This is a genomic window from Comamonas sp. JUb58 (genome assembly GCF_004364775.1).
Classification (GTDB): Bacteria; Pseudomonadota; Gammaproteobacteria; order Burkholderiales; family Burkholderiaceae_C; genus Comamonas.
Map to the genome: position 1 here is coordinate 62,127 of NZ_SOAL01000003.1, position 23,547 is coordinate 85,673.

The 23,547-nt window shown below is 64.4% G+C and carries 29 protein-coding genes; 19 read left to right on the forward strand and 10 right to left on the reverse strand.

Features of this window, described 5'->3' with window-relative positions:
* Positions 1-33 precede the first annotated feature (33 nt).
* Genes ctaD through EDF71_RS03850 form a run of 5 tightly spaced genes read left to right on the forward strand, consistent with a single transcriptional unit; the run spans position 34 to position 3,579 of the window.
* Positions 34-1,680, forward strand: a complete 1,647-nt coding sequence (ctaD, locus tag EDF71_RS03835; protein WP_133855319.1) for a cytochrome c oxidase subunit I — start codon at positions 34-36, stop codon at positions 1,678-1,680.
* Positions 1,677-1,784 carry a cytochrome oxidase small assembly protein gene (locus EDF71_RS25355; RefSeq protein ID WP_230775372.1) on the forward strand — a complete coding sequence of 36 codons (108 nt, stop codon included), beginning with the start codon at positions 1,677-1,679 and terminating at the stop codon, positions 1,782-1,784. Before ctaD ends, EDF71_RS25355 begins: the two co-directional genes overlap by 4 nt.
* An 18-nt stretch (positions 1,785-1,802) precedes the next feature.
* The gene (locus tag EDF71_RS03840; protein WP_133855320.1) at positions 1,803-2,429 is read left to right on the forward strand and encodes a cytochrome c oxidase assembly protein; all 627 of its coding nucleotides are present in this window, start codon (positions 1,803-1,805) and stop codon (positions 2,427-2,429) included.
* A complete protein-coding gene (locus tag EDF71_RS03845; protein WP_021026277.1) occupies positions 2,429-2,641 on the forward strand; it encodes a DUF2970 domain-containing protein in 213 nt (70 codons plus the stop codon). Before EDF71_RS03840 ends, EDF71_RS03845 begins: the two co-directional genes overlap by 1 nt.
* A gap of 56 nt (positions 2,642-2,697) precedes the next feature.
* Positions 2,698-3,579, forward strand: a complete 882-nt coding sequence (locus EDF71_RS03850) for a cytochrome c oxidase subunit 3 (RefSeq protein ID WP_133855321.1) — start codon at positions 2,698-2,700, stop codon at positions 3,577-3,579.
* Between the two features lie 25 nt (positions 3,580-3,604).
* Here the strand turns inward: EDF71_RS03850 and EDF71_RS03855 are convergent, their stop codons facing one another.
* Positions 3,605-3,823: a DUF2909 domain-containing protein gene (locus EDF71_RS03855; RefSeq protein ID WP_133855322.1), complete on the reverse strand. Its 219-nt coding sequence runs from the start codon at positions 3,821-3,823 to the stop codon at positions 3,605-3,607.
* A gap of 203 nt (positions 3,824-4,026) precedes the next feature.
* Here EDF71_RS03855 and EDF71_RS03860 point away from each other — a divergent pair, with 203 nt between their 5' ends.
* Genes EDF71_RS03860 through EDF71_RS03880 form a run of 5 tightly spaced genes read left to right on the forward strand, consistent with a single transcriptional unit; the run spans position 4,027 to position 8,216 of the window.
* Positions 4,027-4,851, forward strand: a complete 825-nt coding sequence (locus EDF71_RS03860; protein ID WP_243854164.1) for an SURF1 family protein — start codon at positions 4,027-4,029, stop codon at positions 4,849-4,851.
* Positions 4,784-5,524 carry a hypothetical protein gene (locus EDF71_RS03865; RefSeq protein WP_133855323.1) on the forward strand — a complete coding sequence of 247 codons (741 nt, stop codon included), beginning with the start codon at positions 4,784-4,786 and terminating at the stop codon, positions 5,522-5,524. The genes EDF71_RS03860 and EDF71_RS03865 overlap by 68 nt, the downstream gene beginning before the upstream one ends.
* Before the next feature lie 12 nt (positions 5,525-5,536).
* On the forward strand, positions 5,537-6,667 hold the full coding sequence (locus EDF71_RS03870; RefSeq protein ID WP_133855324.1) for a COX15/CtaA family protein: 1,131 nt from the start codon (positions 5,537-5,539) through the stop codon (positions 6,665-6,667).
* A 33-nt stretch (positions 6,668-6,700) separates the two neighbouring features.
* A complete protein-coding gene (gene cyoE / locus EDF71_RS03875) occupies positions 6,701-7,600 on the forward strand; it encodes a heme o synthase (RefSeq protein ID WP_133855325.1) in 900 nt (299 codons plus the stop codon).
* Between the two features lie 7 nt (positions 7,601-7,607).
* Positions 7,608-8,216, forward strand: coding sequence for an SCO family protein (locus EDF71_RS03880; protein WP_133855326.1), 609 nt, complete (start codon positions 7,608-7,610; stop codon positions 8,214-8,216).
* A gap of 33 nt (positions 8,217-8,249) precedes the next feature.
* Here the strand turns inward: EDF71_RS03880 and EDF71_RS03885 are convergent, their stop codons facing one another.
* Entirely contained in the window at positions 8,250-9,080 is an 831-nt protein-coding gene (locus tag EDF71_RS03885) for an urease accessory protein UreD (RefSeq protein WP_133855327.1), read from the reverse strand.
* 259 nt (positions 9,081-9,339) lie between these two features.
* Here EDF71_RS03885 and EDF71_RS03890 point away from each other — a divergent pair, with 259 nt between their 5' ends.
* The 8 genes from EDF71_RS03890 to ureG are packed head-to-tail and all read left to right on the forward strand — an operon-like array spanning position 9,340 to position 14,787.
* Positions 9,340-9,642, forward strand: a complete 303-nt coding sequence (locus tag EDF71_RS03890; RefSeq protein ID WP_133855328.1) for an urease subunit gamma — start codon at positions 9,340-9,342, stop codon at positions 9,640-9,642.
* A 31-nt stretch (positions 9,643-9,673) separates the two neighbouring features.
* Positions 9,674-10,282, forward strand: coding sequence for a HupE/UreJ family protein (locus tag EDF71_RS03895; protein ID WP_133855329.1), 609 nt, complete (start codon positions 9,674-9,676; stop codon positions 10,280-10,282).
* A gap of 14 nt (positions 10,283-10,296) precedes the next feature.
* A complete protein-coding gene (locus EDF71_RS03900; protein WP_133855330.1) occupies positions 10,297-10,605 on the forward strand; it encodes an urease subunit beta in 309 nt (102 codons plus the stop codon).
* 34 nt (positions 10,606-10,639) lie between these two features.
* On the forward strand, positions 10,640-12,358 hold the full coding sequence (gene ureC, locus EDF71_RS03905; protein WP_133855331.1) for an urease subunit alpha: 1,719 nt from the start codon (positions 10,640-10,642) through the stop codon (positions 12,356-12,358).
* A gap of 14 nt (positions 12,359-12,372) precedes the next feature.
* The gene (locus EDF71_RS03910; RefSeq protein WP_133855332.1) at positions 12,373-12,855 is read left to right on the forward strand and encodes a GNAT family N-acetyltransferase; all 483 of its coding nucleotides are present in this window, start codon (positions 12,373-12,375) and stop codon (positions 12,853-12,855) included.
* Entirely contained in the window at positions 12,852-13,427 is a 576-nt protein-coding gene (gene ureE / locus EDF71_RS03915; RefSeq protein ID WP_243854165.1) for an urease accessory protein UreE, read from the forward strand. The genes EDF71_RS03910 and ureE overlap by 4 nt, the downstream gene beginning before the upstream one ends.
* Positions 13,424-14,131 carry an urease accessory UreF family protein gene (locus EDF71_RS03920; RefSeq protein ID WP_133855333.1) on the forward strand — a complete coding sequence of 236 codons (708 nt, stop codon included), beginning with the start codon at positions 13,424-13,426 and terminating at the stop codon, positions 14,129-14,131. Before ureE ends, EDF71_RS03920 begins: the two co-directional genes overlap by 4 nt.
* Positions 14,128-14,787, forward strand: a complete 660-nt coding sequence (gene ureG, locus EDF71_RS03925; RefSeq protein WP_133855334.1) for an urease accessory protein UreG — start codon at positions 14,128-14,130, stop codon at positions 14,785-14,787. The genes EDF71_RS03920 and ureG overlap by 4 nt, the downstream gene beginning before the upstream one ends.
* Before the next feature lie 24 nt (positions 14,788-14,811).
* Here ureG and EDF71_RS03930 read toward each other — a convergent pair whose 3' ends face one another.
* From EDF71_RS03930 to rpoH, 7 genes are all read right to left on the reverse strand, one after another.
* A complete protein-coding gene (locus tag EDF71_RS03930) occupies positions 14,812-15,315 on the reverse strand; it encodes a gamma-glutamylcyclotransferase family protein (RefSeq protein ID WP_133855335.1) in 504 nt (167 codons plus the stop codon).
* A gap of 23 nt (positions 15,316-15,338) precedes the next feature.
* Positions 15,339-16,262, reverse strand: a complete 924-nt coding sequence (locus tag EDF71_RS03935; protein WP_133855336.1) for a hypothetical protein — start codon at positions 16,260-16,262, stop codon at positions 15,339-15,341.
* The gene (locus tag EDF71_RS03940) at positions 16,259-18,202 is read right to left on the reverse strand and encodes an iron-containing redox enzyme family protein (protein ID WP_133855337.1); all 1,944 of its coding nucleotides are present in this window, start codon (positions 18,200-18,202) and stop codon (positions 16,259-16,261) included. The genes EDF71_RS03935 and EDF71_RS03940 overlap by 4 nt, the downstream gene beginning before the upstream one ends.
* Positions 18,203-18,208: 6 nt before the next feature.
* A complete protein-coding gene (locus EDF71_RS03945) occupies positions 18,209-19,165 on the reverse strand; it encodes a fatty acid desaturase (protein ID WP_243854166.1) in 957 nt (318 codons plus the stop codon).
* Positions 19,166-19,175: 10 nt separating this feature from the next.
* Positions 19,176-19,931 (reverse strand): sterol desaturase family protein, encoded by a 756-nt coding sequence (locus tag EDF71_RS03950; protein ID WP_133855338.1) that lies wholly within the window; start codon positions 19,929-19,931, stop codon positions 19,176-19,178.
* Positions 19,928-20,899, reverse strand: a complete 972-nt coding sequence (locus EDF71_RS03955; RefSeq protein WP_133855339.1) for a tripartite tricarboxylate transporter substrate binding protein — start codon at positions 20,897-20,899, stop codon at positions 19,928-19,930. The genes EDF71_RS03950 and EDF71_RS03955 overlap by 4 nt, the downstream gene beginning before the upstream one ends.
* A 173-nt stretch (positions 20,900-21,072) precedes the next feature.
* Positions 21,073-22,020, reverse strand: a complete 948-nt coding sequence (rpoH, locus tag EDF71_RS03960) for an RNA polymerase sigma factor RpoH (protein WP_021026256.1) — start codon at positions 22,018-22,020, stop codon at positions 21,073-21,075.
* A 366-nt stretch (positions 22,021-22,386) separates the two neighbouring features.
* Between rpoH and cutA the strand changes: the two genes are divergently transcribed.
* Positions 22,387-22,749 carry a divalent-cation tolerance protein CutA gene (gene cutA / locus EDF71_RS03965; RefSeq protein WP_243854167.1) on the forward strand — a complete coding sequence of 121 codons (363 nt, stop codon included), beginning with the start codon at positions 22,387-22,389 and terminating at the stop codon, positions 22,747-22,749.
* Positions 22,750-22,755: 6 nt separating this feature from the next.
* On the opposite strand, the gene EDF71_RS03970 is transcribed toward cutA, so the two are convergent.
* Positions 22,756-23,535, reverse strand: coding sequence for a DeoR/GlpR family DNA-binding transcription regulator (locus EDF71_RS03970; protein WP_133855340.1), 780 nt, complete (start codon positions 23,533-23,535; stop codon positions 22,756-22,758).
* Positions 23,536-23,547 lie beyond the last annotated feature (12 nt).

A 23,547-nucleotide genomic window follows, 5' to 3' on the forward strand; every position in this document is an offset into this window, starting at 1 on the left:
CAAGCCCCAGAAGAGCCATCGGAGTCAAGATTTATGAGCGCTGTTCTCCCCACAGACCCCAGCCATAGCGACCACGGCCACGCCGACCATGCCCATGACGACCACCACCATGGTGCGCCCACGGGTTGGCGGCGCTGGGTGTTTGCCACCAACCACAAGGACATCGGCACGCTCTACCTGCTGTTCTCGTTCACCATGCTGATGGTGGGCGGGGTGCTCGCCTTGCTGATCCGTGCCGAGCTGTTCCAGCCCGGGCTGCAGCTGGTCAACCCCGAGCTGTTCAACCAACTGACAACGATGCACGGGCTGATCATGGTGTTCGGCGCCATCATGCCGGCCTTTGTCGGCTTTGCGAACTGGATGCTGCCGCTGCAGATTGGCGCCAGCGACATGGCCTTTGCCCGCATGAACAATTTCAGCTTCTGGCTGATGATCCCCGCCGGCCTGATGCTGGTGGGATCGTTCTTCATGCCCGGCGGTGCGCCCGCTGCCGGCTGGACCTTGTATGCGCCACTGACCCTGCAAATGGGTCCGTCGATGGACACCAGCATTTTTGCGATGCATGTGATGGGCGCCTCGTCCATCATGGGCTCGATCAACATCATCGTCACCATCCTGAACATGCGAGCACCGGGCATGACCCTGATGAAGATGCCGATGTTCGCCTGGACCTGGCTGATCACTGCCTACCTGCTGATCGCCGTGATGCCGGTGCTGGCTGGCGCGATCACGATGACCCTGACCGACCGCCACTTTGGCACCAGCTTCTTCAACCCCGCTGGCGGTGGCGATCCGGTGATGTACCAGCATATCTTCTGGTTCTTCGGCCACCCCGAGGTCTACATCATGATCTTGCCGGCCTTTGGCATCATCAGCCAGATCGTGCCGGCCTTCAGCCGCAAGAAGCTGTTTGGCTATGCCTCGATGGTCTATGCGGTGGCGGCGATTGCGATCCTGTCCTTCATCGTCTGGGCGCACCATATGTTCACCACCGGCATGCCGGTGACCGGCCAGCTGTTCTTCATGTACGCGACCATGCTGATCTCGGTGCCGACGGCGGTGAAGATCTTCAACTGGGTGGCGACGATGTGGCGCGGCTCGATGACCTTCGAGACGCCGATGCTGTTCTCGGTGGGCTTTATCTTTGTGTTCACGATGGGTGGCTTCACCGGCCTGATCCTGTCGATGGCGCCCATCGATATCCAGCTGCAGGACACCTATTACGTGGTGGCGCACTTCCACTATGTGCTGGTGGCGGGCTCGCTGTTCTCGATGTTTGCCGGCTACTACTACTGGGCGCCCAAGTGGACGGGCGTGATGTACTCCGAGGCACGTGGCCGCATCCATTTCTGGGGCTCGCTGATCTTCTTCAACATCACCTTCTTCCCGATGCATTTCCTGGGTCTGGCCGGCATGCCACGCCGCTATGCCGACTACCCGATGCAGTTCGCCGACTTCAACATGATCGCCTCGATCGGTGCCTTCGGCTTTGGTCTGATGCAGGTCTACTTCTTCGCCTTTGTGGTCTGGCCTGGCATGCGCCACCGTGGCGAGAAGGCCCCGCAAAAGCCCTGGGAAGGTGCCGAAGGTCTGGAGTGGGAAGTGCCATCGCCCGCGCCTTTCCACACCTTCGAGACCCCGCCCAAGCTGGACGCTACCGCAACTAAGGTGATTGGATGATCACACCCGCGCAGCGCAAGGCCAACCGGCGACTGGCATGGATTCTGGCATCAATCGCCGTGGCGTTCTTTATCGGATTTCTCGTAAAAATGACGGTGCTCTAGCAGCACAGGGAGCAGCAGGTGAGCAGACACGCAGACAACGCGAAGATGGTGGGCAAGCTGGCCGTGGTCGCCTTTGGCATGTTTGCCTTTGGCTACGCGCTGATCCCGCTGTACAAGCGCATCTGCGAGGTCACGGGCATCAACATCCTGGCGCTGACCGAGCGTGATGTGCCGGGCAACGGCACCGCAGGCAAGAACGTCAAGCTCAACAGCCAGGTCGACGAGAGCCGCACCATCACCGTGGAGTTCGATGCGAATGCGCGCGGGCCCTGGAGCTTCAAGCCGGCGGTGCGCACGATGCAGGTACACCCGGGCGCGCTGAGCACGGTGATGTACGAGTTCCGCAACGAGCAGGACCACCGCATGTCGGCCCAGGCGATTCCCAGCTATGCGCCCAAGCAGGCCGCGCCGTATTTCAACAAGCTCGAATGCTTCTGCTTCAACCAGTACACCCTGGAGCCCGGTGAGCGCAAGGAATGGCCAGTGGCCTTTGTGATCGACCCCAAGCTGTCCAAGGATGTGACCACGATCACCCTGTCCTACACCTTCTTTGAGGTCGGTGGCCGCATCCCGGCGGCACCGGCGTCCACGGCGGTGCTGGTGCCGGCAGTGCAGGGTGGCGGGGCGCAGGCAGGGGCATCCTGATGGCCAGCGCGCCCGGCCCGCAACCGCCGCGCAAAGGCAATCTCTGGCGCACGGTCAAGGCTGTAGCCTGGTCCTTTTTGGGGGTGCGCAAGGGCTCGGAATGGCAAGAGGATGGCGTGCAGATCACGCCGTTGCAGGTGATCGCCGTGGGTTTGGTGGCGATCTTCCTGTTTGTGCTGGGGTTGATGGCCCTGGTGCAGTGGCTGGTTTGATGCCAGTATTGGTATAGCGGAAGAATGAATCAATAAACGAAATATCAGGAGCAGCGATGAGTGCGACTTCCCATGGCACCACACCGTACTACTATGTTCCGGCCGAGTCCCGCCACCCGGTGATGGCGGCCATTGGCCTGGGCTTTGTGATTGCCGGCGCCGGCAACTGGGTCAACGGCCATACCTGGGGCATGTACCTGCTCTTTGTCGGCATTGCCTGGTGGCTGTTTGTGCTGTACCAGTGGTTTGGTGATGCGATCCGCGAAAGCGAGCAGGGCCTGTACAGCCACCGCATCGACCTGTCCTACCGCTGGAGCATGAGCTGGTTCATCTTCTCGGAGGTGATGTTCTTCGGCGCCTTCTTCACGGCGCTGTGGTGGGCACGGTCTCATTCGCTGCCTGCGCTGGGCAGTCTCGATAACGCCATTCTCTGGCCCGACTTCAAGGCCGTGTGGCCCAGCGTGGAAATGGGCGCCACCGCCTCGCCCGCCGGCATCGTCGAGCCGTTCCAGACGGTGGGCCCTTTCTGGCTGCCCACCATCAACACCGCGCTGCTGCTGACCTCGGGCGTCACCTTGACCATCGCCCACCATGCCTTGCAGGCCGACCAGCGCAGCAAGTGCATCCGCTTCATGTGGATGACCGTGGTGCTGGGCATCATCTTCCTTTGCGTGCAGGGCTATGAGTACTTCCACCTCTACACCGAGCTGAACCTCAAGCTCAACTCCGGCACCTACGGCTCCACCTTCTACATGCTGACGGGCTTCCACGGCCTGCATGTGTTCATCGGCATGCTGATGCTGCTGGTTATCACCCTGCGGCTGCAGAAGGGCCATTTCACGGCCAACAAGCATTTTGGCTTTGAGGGCGCCGCCTGGTACTGGCACTTTGTCGACGTGGTCTGGCTGGGTCTCTACATCCTCGTGTACTGGATGTAGTGAAAGGTTGGCCGCTGCCGGGGCCTCAAGCCCCCAGCGGTATGCCATGGGGCTGCAGGTAGCCCAGCTTCCAGGCCAGCAGAATGCCGGCAAACACCAGCACCGACAGCGCAATGCGCAAGGTCAGCGCCCAGGCCATGCGCTTGCTGCCGGCGTCGGACTGGTTGCCGCGCAGCATAAAAAGCCCGGCCGCTGCCAGGCAGGCCAGGATCACCACAAAGGCGAGTGCGATGAGCAGATGCATAAGGCGGTCCTCAGGGTTGTCTCGGTGTTCTTGGATTGCGCTGCGTGGCGGCCGGATTGGCGCTCTGGCAGCTGGCGCAGCCAACCCATTGTGCGGCAGCGCCAGTCTGGGCGCCATCGGCCCGCACCCCAATAGCCTGTCCCCACAGCATCGCCGCCAGCGCGGTGCTGGCTGCCGCGCTCCGCACCGGGTATAACCAGCCTATGCCCGCGCCTTCTGCTTCCTCCCCCATCCCCAAGACCCCTACGGAGCGCCGCACGCAGCTGCGTTTTGTGCTGATCAGCGTCGCCGCCGCGGCCTCGATGCTGCTGACCGCCTCGCTCGGTTTCTGGCAGCTGCGCCGTGCGGACCAGAAGCTGGCCTACCAGGCCCAGCTCGATGCGCGCGCGGCCCTGCCGGCGCTGGACGGGGCCAGCCTGTTGCAGCCCATGGATGAGGCAGCGCGTGCCAGCCTGCAGCACCGCCAGGTGGTGCTGCGGGGTGAATGGCTGCCGCAGTACACGGTCTACCTCGATAACCGCCAGATGCAGGCGCGCCCCGGCTTTTATGTGCTGACACCGCTGCGCCTGGCCGGACCGGTAGCGCCAGGTCAGCCGCAGACGGTGTTGGTGCAGCGCGGATGGGTGCCGCGCAATTTTGAAGACCGGCTGGCGCTGCCCGAGCTGCAGACACCTGCCGGCACGGTGCAGTTGGAGGGGCGGGTGGCGGGCCAACCGGCGCGGCTTTTTGAGCTGCAGACGTCCGCCGGGAACTCAGGGGTTTCCCGAATCCGGCAGAATCTCGACACCGATGGTTACGCGCAGGAAACCGGCCAGCCCTTGGCAGCACTCACCGTGGTGCAGACCGGGCCGGCCAGTGAAGGCCTGCTGCGCGACTGGCCCGTAGTAGGCAGCGGCGTGGAAAAGCATTATGGTTATGCATTTCAATGGTTTGGTCTGTGTAGCCTGATTGCGATCCTCTATGTCTGGTTCCAAATTGTCCGACGTGTCCTTCGACGCCGCAGCCACCCAGGCCCCGCCGCCCGCTGATGAAGCGCTGCTGGGCCTGACCGTGCATGGCCTGCCGCCTGCCGAGCATGCGGAAGCCGCACTGGAGGAGGCCGAGCGCTCGCGCAGTGGCCGCCTCAAGATGCTCCTGGTACTGCTGGTCTGTGCGGCGCCGGTGATCGCCTCCTACTTCACCTACTACGTGATCCGTCCCGAAGGGCGGCGCAATTTTGGCGAGCTGGTGAGCCAGCAGCCGACGATTCCGGCCGCGCAGGTCAAGACCTTGGACGGCCAGCCGTTTGAGCTGCAAAGCCTCAAGGGCCAGTGGCTGCTGCTGAGTGCCTCGGGCGCAGCCTGCGACGAGGTCTGCCAGAACAACCTCTACCTGCAGCGCCAGCTGCGCGAGAGCCTGGGCCGCGAGAAAGACCGGCTGGACTGGGTCTGGCTGGTGACCGATGACGGCGAGCCGCCGCAGGCCCTGCGCGCCGCGCTGGACCAGGCCACCGTGCTGCGCGTGCCCCAGGCCTTGGTGGCCCAGTGGCTGCAGCCGGCGGCCGGCCAGCAGCTGGGCGAACATTTGTATGTGGTGGACCCGCTGGGCCACTGGATGATGCGTTTCCCCGCGCAGCTCAGCCGCTCCGATGCGGCCAAGGCGCGCAAGGATCTGGAGCGTTTGTTGCGTGCGTCGTCGAGTTGGGACCAGGAAGGGCGGTAGTGGATAGTTAGCATGACTTCGCAGGATTTATATGATTTCGCGCCGCTGGCGCGTGTGTTGCTCACCGGGGCCATCATTGCGCTGGGCCCCATCGTCTGGATTTGGTGGCGCCACCGTGGTGCCACGCCGCTCAAGCGCCTGCAGGTGCTGGCCGTTCTGACCCTGTTTCTGTCCTTTGACCTGGTGATGTTTGGCGCCTTTACGCGCCTGACCGATTCCGGCCTGGGCTGCCCGGACTGGCCCGGTTGCTACGGCAATGCCAGCCCGATTGGCGCGCATGCCGAGATCTCCGCCGCGCAAGAGGCCATGCCGACCGGCCCGGTGACCCATGGCAAGGCCTGGGTGGAGATGATCCACCGCTACCTGGCCACCGCCGTGGGCGGCCTGATCATTGTGCTGACGGCCAGTGCCTGGCTGCAGCGCAAGCGCGGGGGCCCGCAGCCGATCAGCCCCTGGTGGCCGACCGCCACCCTGGTCTGGGTGCTGATCCAGGGGGCCTTTGGCGCGCTCACGGTGACGATGAAACTGTTCCCGGCGATCGTGACCCTGCACCTGCTGGGCGGCACCGTGCTCTTGATGCTATTAACCGTGCAGGCAACGCGCCACACGCAATTTGCCGATAATCTAGGGTTAGTCCCAGTGCCGCGCCTGTTGCGGGGCCTGGTGGCGGTCACGGCGCTGCTGGTGTTTGCGCAGGTGACCCTGGGTGGCTGGGTCAGTACCAACTATGCGGTGCTGGCCTGCACCAGCTTTCCCATGTGCAATGGCGCCTGGTGGCCGGCGATGAACTTTGACGGGTTCCAGATCTGGCGCCCGCTGGGCTTCCTCGCCGATGGTGCGCACATCAGCTATGAAGCGCTGGTGGCCATCCACTACATGCACCGGCTGTTTGCCTATCTGGTGATTGCCGCCCTGCTGTGGCTCGGCTGGATACTGCGCACGGTGCCGCTGCTGCGGCAGCAGCGCCGCTGGCTGGTGGGCCTGACGCTGCTGCAATTTGCCACGGGACTGTCGAATGTGGTGCTGGATTGGCCGATGCTGGCGGCCGTTCTGCACACCGGGGGCGCCGCCGCCATCATGGTGGTGCTGACCTGGATCTGGTGTACTGCGGGCTCCGAACCTGCCCGCCGTGCTTCTAGCTGATTACGCTGTATGGAACAAAGACTGAGTGCCCCGATGACCGAACTTGCCGCAACGCCAATGCCGAACCGCTTTGCGCAGTTTTATGCATTGACCAAACCCAAGGTGGTGCAGCTGATTGTGTTTTGCGCACTGATCGGCATGGTGCTGGCCGTGCCCGGTGTGCCGAGCGGCGCCGAGCTGCTGCGCATGGCCGTCGCCTGCGCGGGCATCTGGCTGGTGGCGGGGGCCGCAGCGGCCTTCAACTGCCTGGTGGAGCAGAGCATTGATGCACGCATGAAGCGCACCGCCTGGCGCCCCACGGCCCGCGGCGAGCTGTCCAACATGCAGACCCTGATGTTCTCTGCAGCGCTGTGCATTGCCGGCTCGGCCATCCTGATCCTCTGGATCAACGCCATCACGATGTGGCTGACCTTTGCCACCTTTGTTGGCTATGCCGTCATCTACACGGTGATCCTCAAGCCGCTGACACCGCAGAACATCGTGATCGGCGGCGCATCGGGCGCCATGCCCCCGGTGCTGGGCTGGGCCGCGATGACCGGCGATGTCTCGCCCCAGGCGCTGCTGCTGTTCCTGATCATCTTCCTGTGGACGCCCCCGCACTTCTGGGCGCTGGCGCTGTACCGGGTGGAGGACTACCGCAAGTCCGGCCTGCCAATGCTGCCGGTCACCCATGGGAACTATTACACCCGCGTGCAGGTCTTGCTCTACACCGTGGTCTTGTTCGCCGCCGGCCTGCTGCCCTTCATCATCCAGATGAGCTCCTGGATCTACCTGGTGGCTGCCGTGGTGCTGGGTGCCGGGTTCTTTGGCTACGCCTTTGCGCTGTGGCGCAATTACTCCGATGCGCTGGCGCGCAAGACTTTCCGTTTTTCACTGGTCTATCTCAGCCTGCTGTTTGTGGCGCTGCTGGTGGACCACTATGTGACCTGGTAAATCTGCAATGAACAAGCGCAATGCCCTTCGCTGGCTGGCGGGCTCGGCCGTACTGGCCTCGACCGCCGGTTTACTGACCGCCTGCAAATCCAAGGCCGATTTCAACGCCATCGACCTGACGGGCAGCAAAGAATACGGCCAGGATTTCTCCATGCCCGACCAGCATGGCCAGCGCCGCAGCATGGCGGACTTCAAGGGCAAGGTTGTGCTGGTGTTCTTTGGCTTTACCCAGTGCCCCGATGTCTGCCCGACCACCTTGGGTGACCTGGCTGCCGTCAAGCAAAAGCTCGGCGCCAAGGGCGACAAGCTGCAAGTGATCTTTGCATCGGTCGATCCATCGCGCGACACGCCTGAGATCCTGGGGGCCTACCTGGCCAACTTTGACCCCAGCTTTCTGGCACTGCGTGGCAGCGACGAGGAAACGGCCAAGATGGCCAAGGACTTCAAGGTCTACTACAAGCGGGTCGAGGGCCAGACCCCGGGCAGCTACACGATGGACCACACCGCTGGCGACTACATCTTCGACCCCGAAGGCCGCCTGCGCCTGTACAGCCGCTATGGCACGCCAGTCGATACCCTGGCCAAGGATATCGAGCAGCTGATCGACGGCGCTTAAGCGCGCGGGGCAAGCAGCCCCTTTGAACAGGTCTTACATCGACCAGATACGCGGCCGCTGCGCCGGCAAGCCCCAGAGGCTGCTGCGCCAGTGGCCCCAGACCGTCTTCCACAACTGCATCGCCGGCTCCACCACGGGCGCCAGGCCGCGCAGGACCAGCATGTGCTCGTTCGGCGCAGTCACGCCCGCCATCACCTCTGCAGGGGCGGCTTCCAACAACTGTTGGGTGCTCTCCAGCAGCGCTTCGCGCTGGGCGCGGGTGATGGGCGAGCCGCTGGCGTAGACCAGGCTGCCCATGCAGCGCTGTCCTGCCAGACCGAGTTGGCCGTTGAGCAGCAGCCCATCATCGGCCCGGATACGGCCACGTTCCAGAAAATGCCCCGGCCAGGCGATGTGCTGGGAGAACACACCTTGCACAAAAGGCTGGCCCGCCAGCGGCAGGCCCAGCGCGGTGATGTCCCAGGTCAGCAGCTCGGCGCCGGGTGCCAGCTCCATCTGCAACTCGTTCGCCGCATCGCAGGCGTTGTAGGCAATGGCCTCCAGCGGCAGCCATTCCAGCCGGGCGCCGGCTTGCAGCTGCAGGCGGGTGCGCTGCAAGGCCGGCTGGCCATTGCTTTTGTAAAAGCGCGTGGCCCCCGGCGTGGTGACCAGCGCATGCGCGCCTGCTTCGACCTCCACCGAGATATCCAGTACATCACCGCCCACCAGGCCACCGGGCGGATGCACCAGCACGTTATGGCAAATGCCCGGGCCTTCGGGGTAGAGGCTTTTGAGAATGCGCAGCGGGCCATCGTGGCTGAAATGCACCGAGGTCTTGCCGGCTTGCTGGCGGTACTGCAGCGCCAATTGGGCATGCCAGCTCATGGTTGTGGCTGCTGCTGAATGCCCGCGGGGCAGCAAAGCCCAGGGGCCGGGATCGGAGGTGAGCAGGGTGCGCAAGACATGCCTGGGCTTTGCAAGCCACGTGCCAGGAACTGCACCGCTCTGGGGTGCTGGCTGTGCTGAATTGGTGCATGTGCGGCAGGCCTGCATGCTTGTGGTGCAAGAGGTAGAGGATGCAGCACGGAAAGCGTGCATGGCCTGCCGTTGCAGCCCTTGGCATGTGCCTTGCTTTGCAGTCTGTATGGAACTGACACCTCGCGAAAAAGACAAGCTGCTGATCTTTACCGCCGCCTTGCTGGCCGAGCGGCGCATGGCCCGGGGGCTCAAGCTGAACTACCCCGAGGCGGTGGCGCTGATCAGCGCCTTTGTGATGGAAGGCGCGCGTGATGGCCAAACCGTTGCCCAACTGATGAGCGCTGGCCGCACGGTGCTGACCCGCGCCGATGTGATGGAGGGCATCCCCGAGATGATTGCCGATATCCAGATCGAGGCCACCTTCCCCGATGGCACCAAGCTCGTCACCGTGCACGAGCCCATTGTCTGAAACCCCTCTTTCCCCTGCGCAAGCTAGCACCATGAACTTCAAGAAACTCTCTGCCACCGTGGCGCTTGCCACTGCCGCCTTGCCCCTGTCTGCGCTGGCCCATGTGGGCAGCGATGGCGGTGGCCACCATGGCTTTTTGAGCAGCTTTGGCCATGCCTTTGCCCACCCCTTTACCGGTGCCGACCATATGGCGGCCATGCTGGCCGTGGGTGCCTGGAGTGCGCTGACGGTGACGCCCGCCTGGCGCGCACCAGCCGCCTTTGTGGCGCTGCTGGTAGCCGGCGCACTGGCTGGTTTTGCGGGCCTGTGGGTGCCCGGCGTGGAGCCGATGATTGCCGCATCGGTGCTGGTGCTGGGCCTGCTGGTGGCCGTGCAAAAGCAGATGCCCTGGGTACTGGCCGCAGCGCTGGCCGGGGTGTTTGCGTTCTTCCATGGCGCGGCCCACGGCTTTGAGCTGGCAGCCGATTCTGCGCTGGCATCGGCCGGCGCACTGGCGGGCATGGCGCTAGGCTCGGCCCTGCTGCATATCGGCGGCATGGTGCTGGGCAAGGCCCTGATGCAGCGCCACCGCTGGCTGGCCAAGCTGGCGGGCGGCGCCACCGCCGTCTTGGGCGCGGCCATGCTGACGCGTTTGGCCTGACGAGGAGCCGCAACATGATCCCAGGTGAACTGCTGCTGGACGCTGGCGAACATAGGCTGAACCCCGGGCGCCGCACCACCAGCCTGGTGGTGCACAACGCCAGCGACCGGCCCATCCAGGTCGGCTCGCACTACCACTTTGCCGAGACCAATGCCGGCCTGGTGTTTGACCGCCAGGCGGCCCATGGCATGCGCCTGCATATTGCCAGCGGCATGGCGGTGCGCTTTGAGCCCGGCCAGCAACGCACTGTGGAGCTGGTGGACATTGGTGGCGACCGGCAGATCTACGGCTTTCGCGGCTTGGTGCAAGGGGCGCTGGAATGACGCTGTGGTCTGGTTCTAAGACAGGAAGGTTCTGATGGCAACGATGGACAGACGCGCATACGCGGAAACCTATGGACCCACGGTGGGCGACCGCCTGCGCCTGGCCGATACCGCGCTGGTGGTGGAGGTAGAGCAGGACTTCACCTTGCGGGCCGGCGGCTATGGCGAAGAGGTGAAGTTTGGCGGCGGCAAGACCATCCGTGACGGCATGGCGCAAAGCCAGCGCAGCAGTGCGCAAGGCGCGATGGACACGGTGCTGACCAATGCGCTGATCATCGACCACTGGGGCATCGTCAAGGCGGACATTGGACTCAAGGGCGGCCGCATTGCAGCGATTGGCAAGGCGGGCAACCCGGACACGCAACCGGGGGTGGACATCATCATCGGACCGGGCACCGAGATCATCAGCTGCGAAGGCAATATCGTCACCGCTGGCGGCATCGACACCCACATCCACTTCATCGCGCCCCAGCAGATCGAGGAGGCACTGACCAGCGGGGTGACCACGATGATTGGCGGTGGCACCGGCCCGGCCACCGGCACCTTTGCCACGACCTGCACGCCCGGCGCCTGGAACATGGAGCGCATGCTGCAGGCGGCCGATGCCTTTCCGATGAACCTGGGTTTTCTGGGCAAGGGCAATGCCAGCCTGCCGCTGGCGCTGCATGAGCAGATCAGCGCTGGCGCGATTGGCCTCAAGCTGCATGAGGACTGGGGCAGCACGCCGGCCGCCATCGACAACTGCCTGGATGTGGCCGAGCTGACCGACACCCAGGTGGCGATCCATACCGATACGCTCAACGAGAGCGGCTTTGTCGAAGACACGGTGGCCGCGTTCAAAGGCCGCACCATCCACACCTTCCACACCGAAGGCGCGGGCGGCGGCCATGCGCCGGACATTTTGAAGGTGGTGGGCGAGAGCAACGTACTGCCCAGCTCCACCAACCCAACGCGGCCCTACACCATCAACACCCTGGACGAGCATGTGGACATGTTGATGGTCTGCCACCATCTGGATGCGGGCATTGCCGAGGACCTGGCCTTTGCCGAGAGCCGCATCCGCAAGGAAACCATTGCGGCCGAAGACATCCTGCACGACATCGGCGCGATCAGCATGTTCAGTTCCGACAGCCAAGCCATGGGCCGGGTGGGCGAGGTGATTCTGCGCACCTGGCAGACGGCGCACAAGATGAAGCAGCAGCGTGGCGCCCTACCGGGCGACAGCGAGCGGCATGACAACTTTCGCATCAAGCGCTACATCGCCAAGTACACCATCAACCCGGCCATTGCCCATGGCATCAGCCATGAGGTGGGCAGCCTGGCGGTGGGCAAATGGGCCGACATCGTCATCTGGAAGCCGGCCTTCTTTGGCGTCAAGCCCAGCTGCATTCTCAAGGGCGGCTTTATCGCGATGGCGGCCATGGGCGACCCCAATGCTTCCATCCCGACGCCGCAGCCGGTGCACTACCGCCCTATGTTTGGCGCCTTTGGCGGGGCGATTGCCAAGACCTCGCTGACCTTTGTCTCGCAAGCCGGCCTGGCCGCCGGCATTGGCCAGCGCTTTGGGCTGGCCAAGACCTTGTCGGCCGTCAAGGGCATACGTGGCCTGCAAAAGCAGCAGATGGTGCACAACGACCTGGCGCCGCACATGGAGGTGGATGCCCAGACCTATGCGGTGCGCGCCGATGGCCAGCTGCTGACCTGCGAGCCGGCCAGCAGCCTGCCGATGGCCCAGCGTTATTTTCTGTTTTGAACCGGTAAGGACCCATGGCAAGCCCATTGATTTTCAAGCGCGACCCGGTAACCGATGCGCGCGTGCTGGCCTTTTTGGAAGAGCACCTGAGCGATATGCGCCGCATCTCGCCGCCCGAGAGCGTGCATGCGCTGGACCCGGAGCAGCTGCGTGCGCCCGGCATGTACCTCTGGACCGCCTGGAGCGCCGAGCAAGAGCCCCAGGCCCTGGTCGCCACCTGCGCGCTCAAGACCCTGGATGAGGACCATCTGGAACTCAAGTCGATGCGGGTGGACGCAGAGCAGCGCGGCTCGGGCGCAGCCCAACAGGTGCTGGACCATGTGCTGGCCCAAGCCCGCGCGCTGGGTGCCAAGCGCATCAGCCTGGAGACGGGTACCGAGGCCTTTTTTGCGCCGGCGCGCCGCTTCTACGCGCGCAATCGCTTTGTCGACTGCGAGCCATTTGGCAGCTACCAGCTTGACCCGAACAGCTGCTTTATGCGCCTGGAGCTGCCATGACGGCGCAAGCAATGCTGCAGGTCTCCAAATGTCTGCCCGGTGGCCAAGGCCTGGCACCGGCCCTGCGCAAGCGCGCGAGCTTTGTCGAGCTGGACTGGGATGTGCGCCAGAAATCGCGCTTCTCGGCCACCGACAGCAGCGGCCGTGCGCTGGCGATTTTTCTGCCACGCGGCCAGGCCGTGCGCGGCGGCGATGTGCTGGTCGCCGAAGATGGTTCCGTGGTTCTCGTGCAGGCCGCGCCGCAGAAGGTGCTGTATATCAGCGCCTGCGCGCAGCATGGCTCGGCCTTTGACCTGATGCGTGCCGCCTACCACCTCGGCAACCGCCATGTGCCGATCGAGCTGCAGCCGGACCACCTCAAGATCGAACCCGACCATGTGCTGGCCGACATGCTGCGCAGCATGCACATGACCGTCGTAGAGGCGGAGCTGCCCTTTGAGCCGGAAGGCGGCGCCTATGGCGGGCATGTCACCAACGATGGCCACAGCCACCATGGGCATGGCCATGCGCACAGCCATGACCACGGGCATGACCACGCCCATCCGCATCCGCATCCGCACCACCACGGATGAGCATGCAGCCCCTCAGCCTGTCACCCGCCAGCTTTTTGCAGCTGATGTGGCTGGCCTCGCCGGCTTTGCCCATTGGGGGCTTCTCCTATTCCGAAGGCCTGGAGGCGGGCGTGAATGCCGCGCTGGTGGGCAACGAGGCGCAGGCCGCAGACTGGATTACCGAGCAGCTGCAGCTGAGCCAGGCCCGAGGCGATATGGCGGTGCTGGCCCAGGCCATGCAGGCCTGGCAGTGCGATGAGCGCGCCCGCGTCGTCGCCCTCAATGCCTGGGTGCTGCAGACGCGCGAGAGCAGCGAGCTGCGCCTGCAGACCGAACAGATGGGCCGCTCGCTGGTGGCCTGGTTGCAGAACCGCCATGCCGATGATGCCCAGGCCTTGGCCCTGGTGAACTGGCTGGCGGCCGAGGATGCGAGCTACCCGCTGGCCTTTGCCTTGGCCGCGCACCTGGCAGGCGCGGGCGCGCGCGATGCACTGCTGGCCTATGCCTTTGGCTGGGCCGAGAACATGGTGCAGGCGGCGATCAAATCCGTCCCGCTGGGGCAGAGTGCCGGCCAGCGCATTCTGGCGCGGCTGGCGCAGGCGATACCGGGCGCGGCCGACCATGCGCTGGCGCTGGGTGATGACCAGCGCCAGGCTTTTTCCCCGATGCTGGCGATTCTCTCGGCCCGGCATGAACACCAATACTCACGGCTTTTCCGATCATGAGCACTGCACTGCACCACATTCCCCACCGCAGCAAAAAACTGCCACCGTTGCGCGTCGGTATCGGCGGGCCCGTGGGCTCGGGCAAGACCACCATCCTGGAGATGCTGTGCAAGGCCATGCGCGACAAATGGGACCTGATCGCCATCACCAATGACATCTACACCAAGGAGGACCAGCGCCTGCTGACCGTCAGCGGCGCGCTGCCGGCCGAGCGCATCATGGGCGTGGAGACGGGCGGCTGTCCGCACACTGCGATCCGCGAAGATGCCTCGATCAACCTCGAAGCCATCGACCGCATGCTGGGCCAGTTTCCTGACGCCGATATCGTCTTTATCGAATCGGGCGGTGACAACCTAGCTGCGACCTTCAGCCCCGAGCTGTCGGACCTGACCATCTATGTGATCGATGTGGCGGCCGGCGAGAAGATCCCGCGCAAGGGCGGCCCGGGCATCACCAAGAGCGATCTGTTTGTGATCAACAAGACCGATCTCGCGCCCTATGTGGGTGCCAACCTGGATGTCATGCGCAGCGACACCGAGCGCATGCGCAGCGGTCCCAAGGGCACCAAGCCCTTTGTGATGACCAACCTGAAGACGCTGGACGGTCTGGACGAGGTGGTGGCTTTTATTGAAAAGCAGGGGCTGCTGCTGGGCTGAGCCCGTGGCTTGAGCGTTTGCGGCTCAGCCCTGGGGCGTGTTCAAACTGAAAGCCGTATCGGGGTGTTCGCGGCCCTGCTGCGCAATCCACGCCAGCCAGTCCTCTGCGCTGATCTGCGTGCGGCCTTGCAAGGCCGGGGGCAGGGCCTCGTAAACCAGCACCTCCAGCCCTTGCCGGCCGCCGCTGACCAGCTCCACATCCAGGGTCAGCACGCGCTTGGTGTATTCGCCAATGTCCACCGGCCAGATGCCTTCAATGCGGTCCATCGCCTGCTCCAGCGCATCGCTCAGGGGGTAGACCTCGGCGAGCACCAGGCCGCTGCCCTGCAGTTGCAGGCCGGGGTACCAGCCCAGGTCATAGAGGGTGCCGGTGAGCATGGTGCGGCCCCGGCAAACGAGCTGATCGGCCAGGCGGGTGATGTCGTTGACGCCGCCGGCGCGCAAGGTGCCGTAGACGGCCACATGGCCTGCGCCGCAAGGGCGCCAGGGCGGGTTGCTGGCGGGGTGTTCTGGGGGCAGGGTTGGCATCGAAGGCTTGGTGGGGCAAAGAATCAGCTGGCCTGCGCAGGCCGGCCTGCTGCCTGCCGGGTCTTGGCGATTTCGCGGCTGGGCAGCGGGGTCTCACCACTGGCCATGCGCATCAGCAGGCAGTGCAGCATCTCGGTGGACAGGCCATGCAGCACCAGGCGGTGGCCGGCGCGCAGGGTGGACAGCGGCACAAGCGGGTGCTTGTTGTTCAGCATCACCAAATGCTCGGGCGAGGACAGGATCTTGGCCGCATAGATGGCGACGGTCTCATCGAGCTGCAGCGAATTGCTGGCGCGCCAGAAGTCGTTGTCGGTCAGCAGCAGCTGGTAAACCGGCGTGTAGACCTCGATGGCGCTTTGCAGATCCAGAATGTTCAGCCGCCCCTGCGGCATCGCAGCCAGCTCCAGCGGTGGATCGCAGAGCATGCCAAAGTTGGGCTCGGCCACCGGGCCCATGTGCTGGCCATGGGTGCGCAAGCTGGTGTTGAGCCGGATGACAAAGTTGAACAGGTTCAGGTCGTGCTTCAGGAACAGCTCGTCCTTGATGTCATCGATCTCCATCGGTGCCAGCGGCTGCGTGGGCACGGGCGTGGGGGCATTGGCGCCGATAAAGCTCAGGATCTGCGAGCCCAGGTGGAAGTGGCGCATGATCAGCCAGTTGGCCTCGGGCGAGACAAAGCGGTTCATGCTGAAGGCCAGCGTGCGGTGCAGCAGCTTGGAATGCGCCCAGCGCTTGGGCAGCAGCACCTTCAGGATCTGGATCAGGATGATGCTCAGCCGCGCAAGCGGCCGGATGAAGGGCAGCAGAAACTGGCGCGAACGGCTGCTGGAATCCTTGAGCCAGGCTGCCTTGACATGGTCGGGCAGCGGTGTGCTGTCGTCCAGGTAGAGCGCCAGCCAGGGGTTGGGGTCGCGCTCGTCGTGGGGGATGTCGCGGAAGTCGGTCATCGTGCGGGCTCCGTGGCCGTGGCATCCAGAATGTGCCGGAACTGCATCAGGTAGAGCGCGGCGGTATGGCGTGCGGTGGCGGCAATCGCCGCAGCGGCGGTGCCGCTGTCGTCCAGCGCCATCACCATCTGCACGGCCATCAGCCAGCGCTCCAGATGGTCTTCGTCATTGGCGCCGTGGTATTCCAAGAAGCGGAAGCAGTCCGGGCCCAGCGCCAGGTGCTGGCGCAGCAGCGGCAGCAGGCTGGGAACGATGCGCTGGCCCGTGCCTTCGATGATGTAGATGGCACCCAGGAGGCCAATCGGGTTGGGGGTGGCCGCCAGGCTGTGCAGATAGCTATTGAGCGCCTCGCCACCGGGGTTGCGGCGCAGCTGCTGGATATCGGTTTGCGTGCCACCGGCGTTGAGGTAGTCCTGGTGCAGGATCTTGAAGTCGTTCTGCTCCTCGCTGGCATGCACGCCCATCAGTGCGGCCAGCTCGGCATAGGCCCCTGTGAGCGAGGCCGCGCCTTCGCGCATCCACAGGCTGCCTTCGCGCACCTGGGGCACCCACTGGCTCATCCAGCGCACATAGTCGGCCTGCTGGATCTGGCCGCTGTGGATGCGGTGTACCAGCGGCGTGCGCCAGACCTGGGAGCGGTAGTCATGCCAGATGCTGGCCAGCTCGGTCAGCAAGGGCGCCAAGCCGGCTGGGGCGGCGGCCGGGTCATGGGGCGGGGCGATCAGCGCGCCTTCTGCAGCGGCGGGGGCCGGGGTGGCCCGCTGGGCTGGGGTGCTGGCGCGGGCTGCTGCCGGATTGGCGGGCGTGTGGTTCTCTACCTCCAGCAGCATGTAGCCGGCAGTAAAGCGGCCGGACTCGGGCACAAAGCACAGCATGGTATCGCCGGGTTTCAGGCGCTCGTGCTGGGTCTGCAGGTATTCGGCGATCATCACAAAAATGGAGGCCGCGCCGGTGTTGCCGCGCCAGGCCAAGTTGCTCCACCAGCGCTCGCGCGGGATCGACAGCTGGGCCTTGTTCAGCAGCTCATCGACGACGGGGATGAATTTCTCCGACGAGTAGTGGCAGAGAAAATGGTCGATGCCGCGCTCGGGCAGCCAGCCCTGGTGGGCGATGCGGGCGTACTCGTGGATGCAGACATCAAAGAGGTGGGGCAGCAGGCGGATGTCCTGGCGCAGGGACAGTGCGCCCGCGGCCTCGGCCTCGGCCCAGGAGGGGAAATCCAGGTGGCTGCGCTGGCGGTCATGCGTCAGGCCCAGCTGCATGCACACGGGGTAGTCGCCGGCAAAGCTGCGCTGGTGGGTCCAGCGCAGTTTCAGGCGCAGGTCGGGGCGCTGGGGCAGGGCAGCACCCTGGCCCAGCAGCACGGCGCCGGCGCCATCGCTCAGCATCCAGCGCAAAAAGTGCGCATCAAAATCGGTGTTGTAGTCCTGGCCCGCGTAGCGCGAGCGCTTGAAGAGGCGGGATGGCATCTCGCTGGCCACCGCCAGCGCATGGCCATGGGTGCCATGCTCCACCGCCAGCGCTGCGCTTTGCAGCGCGCCCACGCTGGCCGCGCAGACGCCATGCACGCTGAGCAGCTCCATCGGTGGTGCGGCCATCTCGCCCTGGATCATGCTGGCAAAGCCGGGCATCAGCGCGTCGCCGCCCGATGAACCGCTGGCCAGAAAGCCGATGTCGGCCAGCGGGCGTGCGGCCTGCGCCAGTGCCGCTTCGATGGCGCCCTTGGCCATTTGCGCATTGCTGTAGCTGGTGCTGCCATCGGGCGCAATCGCATAGTGGCGCTGCTGGATGCCGTTTTCCGCCAGGATGCGGCGCTTGATGCGCTCGGACAGGCGGTTGAGCGGAGCCACATAGGCATCCATGCCGTCATTGGCAACGGGGGCACCGGGCATGAAGTGTCCGGCGGATTCGATATAGACCTGCGAGTATGCGACTGGCATAGATGACTACTTTTTCTCCATAGGCGGCATCAGCGACCGGCTGCGGGCCGATCGGCGCACCAACCCTCCTACAAAGACCCGCGCCATATACGGCAACAGGCCTGCCTCGTTGAGCACCGGGTGGACCCGGTGTCGGTATTCATCGGCATGCAAGCGGGTCAACGCGGACCAGTGTGCATGCGGACATTCATGGTGGGCGGTGTGCAGGCCAATATTAAAGAGCAGGGGGTTGACCATGCCTTCAAAATTGCGTGCGTAGTTCAGCATGCCACCATCGGTATCGTTTTCAGGCTTTGGGGGCTTGCGGCCGTCGGCATGGGCGTGCTGCAGGTAGTTGGTGGCCAGCAGCCAGTGCAGGCCATGGAGCTGGGGCAGGATGACGAAAATCAGCGCCTTTTTCCAGTCCAGCGCCAGCAGCCCCGCCCAGCTGCCCAGCCACAGCGCGTACTGGCCCATGCAGTAGCGAAAGGCGCCAGGCTGGCGCAGGCGCAGGCCCGCCAACCAACGGATGAACAGCGGGTACAGCACCCAGGCGGCCTGTAGCGGGTGCAGCAGATAGCCCCAGAGGTGGTTGGTGTCGCCACCAAAACGGTAGGTGCGGGCGATGTCCTGCTCGCTGTGCTTGTAGCGGTGGTGGTTGCCCACATGGGCGGGCCAGAACACAAAGGTGGGGTGGCCCTGCAGCAGGGTCAGCGCATAGTCGGTGGCGCGGTTGGGCCAGCGGCTGTGCGGCCCGGTCCAGATGCGCAGATGCGTGTGGTTGTGGTGGATGACACCGATGCCCAGGGTCAGAAACAGCTCGATCAGGTAAAGCCACCAGACCAGGCCATGCTGCCATTGCCAGGCAGCGATCAGCGGCAGAGCCAGCATGTAGAGCAGCGATTGCCAGTCACGCCAATGGCGCAGCCGGGGCAGCTTGCGGGGGGCGGTGGCGGGCAGGGGCGGGCTGTCGTCGCGGGTCATGCCAACCGGGTCAAGCAGCGGGGCGCCCGGGGGCTGGGCGTGGCGGCAGCGGGTCTGCTTCGCTGCGCATCAGGCGGTCCATGAAGGCCAGTGCAAAGCCATAGTTGCCGGCCGGCCGGGCATGGTGCAGGTGGTGGCGGCGGCTGGCGGCCAGCGGGTGGCGGGGCCCTAGGCGCGGGAAGAAGTCGTAGTTGGCATGGCCGACCGCGTTGAGGAAGATGCTGAACACCGGCACCGAGGCCAGCGACCAGAAGGCAAAGTCATGCAGCACCATCGGCAGCAGGATCACATTGCCCAGCATCATCGCCTCGATGGGGTGGAAGCTGTAGGTCGACCAGGGCGTGACCACGACCGAGCGGTGGTGGTCGCCATGGAAGCGCTTGAACCAGCGCGTATGCAGCAGGCGGTGGTTGATCCAGAAGTGCACATCGTTCCAGATCAGCAGCACCCAGATCTCGATGGCGATCTGCCAGCCGCTGGGGGCGATGGCGAAATGCGCCCAGCCCAGCTGCACAAAGCCCCAGGGCACCACCATGCCGAGGCCAAACACCAGGATGGAGTGAAAGGACTGGCGCCACTCGCGCCGCAGCTGGTCAGGCTTGAGCGGCCGGGTATCGAGCACCCGGCCGATGCCGCGCTTTTGCAGAAAGCGGGTGAGCGCCGTCATGCCCAGCCCTCCGATCAGGTACAGCGCGCTGAAGAACACGAGGCCCCAGGCCATCACCTGCCAGGCGCTGAGATCGGAGAAGACTTGGGCGGCCGTCATTGCGCGCGGATGTTCTGCTCTTTGATGATGGCGCCCAGCGCCTTCACATCGGCATCGATGCGGTTTTTCAGGCCTTCGGGCGAGCTGCCCACGGCCTGCCAGCCCTGCAGGGCCAGCTTCTGGCGCATCTCTGGGCTGCGTACGATCTCGCCCACGGCGGCGGCGAGCTTGTCGACATGGGACTTGGGCATGGCCTTGGGCGCGGCCACGGCGTTCCAGATTTCCATGTCGTAGTTGGCAATGCCCAGCTCCTTGAGGCTGGGCAGGCCGGGGGCCAGCGGGCTGCGGGCGGCCGAGCTCACGCCGATGCCGCGCAGCTTGCCGGCCTGGATCTGGTTCATCGCCAGCGCCGGTGGCAGCATGGAGAGCTGCAGATCGCCGCCCTGGATGCCATTGAACACCTGCGGGTAGCCAGGGTAAGGGATGTGCTCGGGCTTGATCTTGGCGCGGCTCTTGAGCAGCTCCATGCCTAGGTGGCCGATGGTGCCCACGCCCGGCGAGCCATAGCTCCAGCTGCTGCCCGCCTGGGTGGCGGCCTCGAAGAAGCCCTTGCCCTCAGGCGCTTTGGCTGGCGCCACCAGCACCAGCGGGGCCACGCCAATCAGGCCGACGGGCTGCAGGTCGGTCAGCGGGTCGTAGCGGATCGAGGGGTTGAGCAGCTTGGCAATCGTCATATTGCCGTTGATCATCACGCTGAAGGTGTAGCCGTCGGTGGCGCGCGCCACGTATTCAGCGGCGATGTTGCCACCGGCGCCGACCTTGTTCTCGACGATGATCGGTTGGCCCAGCGCTTTTTCCAGGGGCTCGGCCAGTGCGCGGGCAGTCAGGTCAGGCGAGGAGCCGGCCGGAAAGCCCACGATCAGGTGCAGGGGTTTGTTGGGCCAGTTGTCCGCAGCCAGGGCGCCGGTGCTGGCGAGGGTGGCCAAAGTGGCTGCCACTAGGCAGCGGCGGGACAGGGAAAAATGCATAAAAGCTCCAGATTCGCATGGCTGCCCGCATGGGTGGAGGTTTATCCGTCTGTACGTCCGCCGGGCTCATACGGGCCATAAAAAAAGCGCACAGGCCAGAAGGCATGTGCGCTTTGATTATCGCCAATTGCGATATGGATGGGTACTGCGATAGCAGATCGTTGCAATACGGCTTAAGCGTATTCGGCCAGGGCCTTGCGCATTTTCTTCATCGCTGCCGATTCGATCTGGCGAATCCGCTCGGCGCTGACGCCATAGACCGCAGCCAGGTCGTGCAGGGTCATGCCGCCCGAGCCGTCGTCGTTCACCTTGAGCCAGCGCTCTTCCACAATGTGGCGGCTGCGCTCGTCCAGGGTGGCCAGGGCTTCCTGAATACCATCGGTGGCCAGGTAGTCGCGCTGGCGCGATTCGATCATGGCCGTTGGCTCATGCGATGCATCGGCCAGATAAGCGATGGGGCCATAGGCTTGCTCGCCGTCATCGGAGGGGCTCGGATCGAGCAGCACATCGCCGCCCGACAAACGGGTTTCCATCTCGATCACGTCTTCGCGCTTGACATTCAGATGCGCGGCCATCGCGTCGATTTCGCTCTCGGAGAGCGTCTCGCGCTGCATCGCGCCGTCTTCCATGCCCGCTTCTGCCTTGAAGCCTTGCTTCATCGAGCGCAGGTTGAAGAACAGCTTGCGCTGGCTCTTGGTGGTAGCCACCTTGACCATGCGCCAGTTCTTCAGGATGTATTCGTGGATCTCGGCCTTGATCCAGTGCATGGCGTAGCTGACCAGGCGAACGCCCTGGTCCGGGTCAAAGCGCTTGACGGCCTTCATCAGACCGACGTTGCCTTCCTGGATCAGATCGCCGTGCGGCAGGCCGTAGCCCATGTACTGGCGGGCAATGGATACCACCAGGCGCAGGTGCGAGAGCACCAGGCGGCCAGCAGCCTCGACATCACCGTTTTCCTTGAGTTTTTTCGCATAGCCCAGCTCTTCCTCGGGGGTGAGCATGGGGATGCGATTGACCGCAGTGATGTACGCGTCCAGATTGCCCAGGGGTGGTACCAACGACCATGGGTTTGCAGGAGCCAATGCGGTAGAAATGGTGGCGGCTCCAGAATGAGTTGTCACGCTAGAAGTCCTTTCGTCTATGCGATACATAGTAACACCGGTAGGAGTCCCTTGATGCTGTGGGAGTTCCCATGCTGCGGTGCGGTAATCTCGGGTTTAAGTTTCAACTAAGAATGGCTGGGATCAGCGTTGATAAAGAATAGCTTGCTCCTGATTTTGATGCTATTCACCTTTCTTTATCGTGGCCATAGCGGCTGGCGGGGCGCTGTCTGACAGCCCTTTCCGCCTTCAGAGCAGTTGGAGTGCCCGGTCTGTGGATAAGTTCCGTATCCAGGCCTAGAAAATCTGGATATATTCTCAGTGGTTTGGGGCCTGTGAAGCGGCATCCAAACCGCAGCCTGTTTGATACAAATCATGGAGTTGATGATGCAATCCTTGGCCATGAACCCTGGCGCTGGCGGCCTCTGCCTGGTGGCATGGGCGAGCACGACGGTGGACAGCGAATCGGCAGCCCAAGCACTGGCCCAGGCAGGCGTACAGGCCCGCCTGGCGGCCTGCGCCCAGGTCGACAAGATCCATTCGCACTATTGGTGGGACGGTCAGTTGCAGCAGGCGGATGAATGGCGCATCACCTGGAAGACCACGCCCCAAAGCCTGCCCGCTTTGCAGCGTCTGCTGCTACCGCTGCACCCCTATACCTTGCCGCAATGGCTCTGGGGTGAGACGGCGGCCAGCCCGGCCTATGCCGCCTGGGTGGCGGGTGAGGTGGGCCCGGCACTGCAGGCCTGAATGCGATCAGACGGGAATGACCGCCACGCCCTGGGCGTTCAGCGCTTCCAAGGCCTCGGTGTTGGCCGCATGGGCATTGGTGATCAAGGTCTGCTGGCTGGGTGGGCAGGCCACGGCATAGCGGCTGCGCAGGCCGATCTTGCTGTAGTCGGCCAGAACGACCAGCGACGATGACTGCTGGGCCATGGCCGTGGCCAGGCTGGCCTCATGCTCGTTGCCAAAGGTCACGCCATCCTCGGCGCTGATGCCCACGGGCGAGAGCAGGGTGACATCGGCGCGGTAGCGGCGGATCTCGTTGAGGGTGACCTCGCCATAGGTGCAGGGGATTTCCGGGTTGGTATCGCCGCCCAGCAGCACCACGCGCATGCTGTTGGCGCTGCCGGCGGTGGCCTGGGTGCCAGCGAGCTTGAGGGCGACGGTGATGGAGTTGGTGACCACGACCAGGCGGCTGATCAGGCTCAGCTCTTCAGCCAGGATGGCGGTGGTGGTGCCGGCATCGATAAACACCATCTGACCCGGTTGCAGGCGTTTGACGGCTGCCTTGGCGATCGCACGTTTTTCTGCCACGCGCAGCGCCTGGCGTTGCACAAAAGGGGGCTCGTCCCGCGTGACGCGGGCGACGCCGCCATGCACGCGCCGCACCAGGCCCATGGATTCGAGTGCCAGCAAATCCTGGCGTACCGTTTCGCGGGAGACCTGCATGTCCTGGATCAGTCTTTCGGTGCTGAGCCGGTCGATGGAGGCGAGCAGCGATTGGATGCGGACAAAACGGTCTTCTTGCAGCATGTTTGCGTTTCC

Coding starts and splice junctions, on each gene's coding strand:
- ctaD (WP_133855319.1), top strand. CDS start 34: ATGAGCGCTGTTCTCCCCACAGACCCCAGCCATAGCGACCACGGCCAC.
- EDF71_RS25355 (WP_230775372.1), top strand. CDS start 1,677: ATGATCACACCCGCGCAGCGCAAGGCCAACCGGCGACTGGCATGGATT.
- EDF71_RS03845 (WP_021026277.1), top strand. CDS start 2,429: ATGGCCAGCGCGCCCGGCCCGCAACCGCCGCGCAAAGGCAATCTCTGG.
- EDF71_RS03850 (WP_133855321.1), top strand. CDS start 2,698: ATGAGTGCGACTTCCCATGGCACCACACCGTACTACTATGTTCCGGCC.
- EDF71_RS03855 (WP_133855322.1), bottom strand. CDS start 3,823: ATGCATCTGCTCATCGCACTCGCCTTTGTGGTGATCCTGGCCTGCCTG.
- EDF71_RS03860 (WP_243854164.1), top strand. CDS start 4,027: ATGCCCGCGCCTTCTGCTTCCTCCCCCATCCCCAAGACCCCTACGGAG.
- EDF71_RS03865 (WP_133855323.1), top strand. CDS start 4,784: ATGTCTGGTTCCAAATTGTCCGACGTGTCCTTCGACGCCGCAGCCACC.
- EDF71_RS03870 (WP_133855324.1), top strand. CDS start 5,537: ATGACTTCGCAGGATTTATATGATTTCGCGCCGCTGGCGCGTGTGTTG.
- cyoE (WP_133855325.1), top strand. CDS start 6,701: ATGACCGAACTTGCCGCAACGCCAATGCCGAACCGCTTTGCGCAGTTT.
- EDF71_RS03880 (WP_133855326.1), top strand. CDS start 7,608: ATGAACAAGCGCAATGCCCTTCGCTGGCTGGCGGGCTCGGCCGTACTG.
- EDF71_RS03885 (WP_133855327.1), bottom strand. CDS start 9,080: ATGAGCTGGCATGCCCAATTGGCGCTGCAGTACCGCCAGCAAGCCGGC.
- EDF71_RS03890 (WP_133855328.1), top strand. CDS start 9,340: ATGGAACTGACACCTCGCGAAAAAGACAAGCTGCTGATCTTTACCGCC.
- EDF71_RS03895 (WP_133855329.1), top strand. CDS start 9,674: ATGAACTTCAAGAAACTCTCTGCCACCGTGGCGCTTGCCACTGCCGCC.
- EDF71_RS03900 (WP_133855330.1), top strand. CDS start 10,297: ATGATCCCAGGTGAACTGCTGCTGGACGCTGGCGAACATAGGCTGAAC.
- ureC (WP_133855331.1), top strand. CDS start 10,640: ATGGCAACGATGGACAGACGCGCATACGCGGAAACCTATGGACCCACG.
- EDF71_RS03910 (WP_133855332.1), top strand. CDS start 12,373: ATGGCAAGCCCATTGATTTTCAAGCGCGACCCGGTAACCGATGCGCGC.
- ureE (WP_243854165.1), top strand. CDS start 12,852: ATGACGGCGCAAGCAATGCTGCAGGTCTCCAAATGTCTGCCCGGTGGC.
- EDF71_RS03920 (WP_133855333.1), top strand. CDS start 13,424: ATGAGCATGCAGCCCCTCAGCCTGTCACCCGCCAGCTTTTTGCAGCTG.
- ureG (WP_133855334.1), top strand. CDS start 14,128: ATGAGCACTGCACTGCACCACATTCCCCACCGCAGCAAAAAACTGCCA.
- EDF71_RS03930 (WP_133855335.1), bottom strand. CDS start 15,315: ATGCCAACCCTGCCCCCAGAACACCCCGCCAGCAACCCGCCCTGGCGC.
- EDF71_RS03935 (WP_133855336.1), bottom strand. CDS start 16,262: ATGACCGACTTCCGCGACATCCCCCACGACGAGCGCGACCCCAACCCC.
- EDF71_RS03940 (WP_133855337.1), bottom strand. CDS start 18,202: ATGCCAGTCGCATACTCGCAGGTCTATATCGAATCCGCCGGACACTTC.
- EDF71_RS03945 (WP_243854166.1), bottom strand. CDS start 19,165: ATGACCCGCGACGACAGCCCGCCCCTGCCCGCCACCGCCCCCCGCAAG.
- EDF71_RS03950 (WP_133855338.1), bottom strand. CDS start 19,931: ATGACGGCCGCCCAAGTCTTCTCCGATCTCAGCGCCTGGCAGGTGATG.
- EDF71_RS03955 (WP_133855339.1), bottom strand. CDS start 20,899: ATGCATTTTTCCCTGTCCCGCCGCTGCCTAGTGGCAGCCACTTTGGCC.
- cutA (WP_243854167.1), top strand. CDS start 22,387: ATGCAATCCTTGGCCATGAACCCTGGCGCTGGCGGCCTCTGCCTGGTG.
- EDF71_RS03970 (WP_133855340.1), bottom strand. CDS start 23,535: ATGCTGCAAGAAGACCGTTTTGTCCGCATCCAATCGCTGCTCGCCTCC.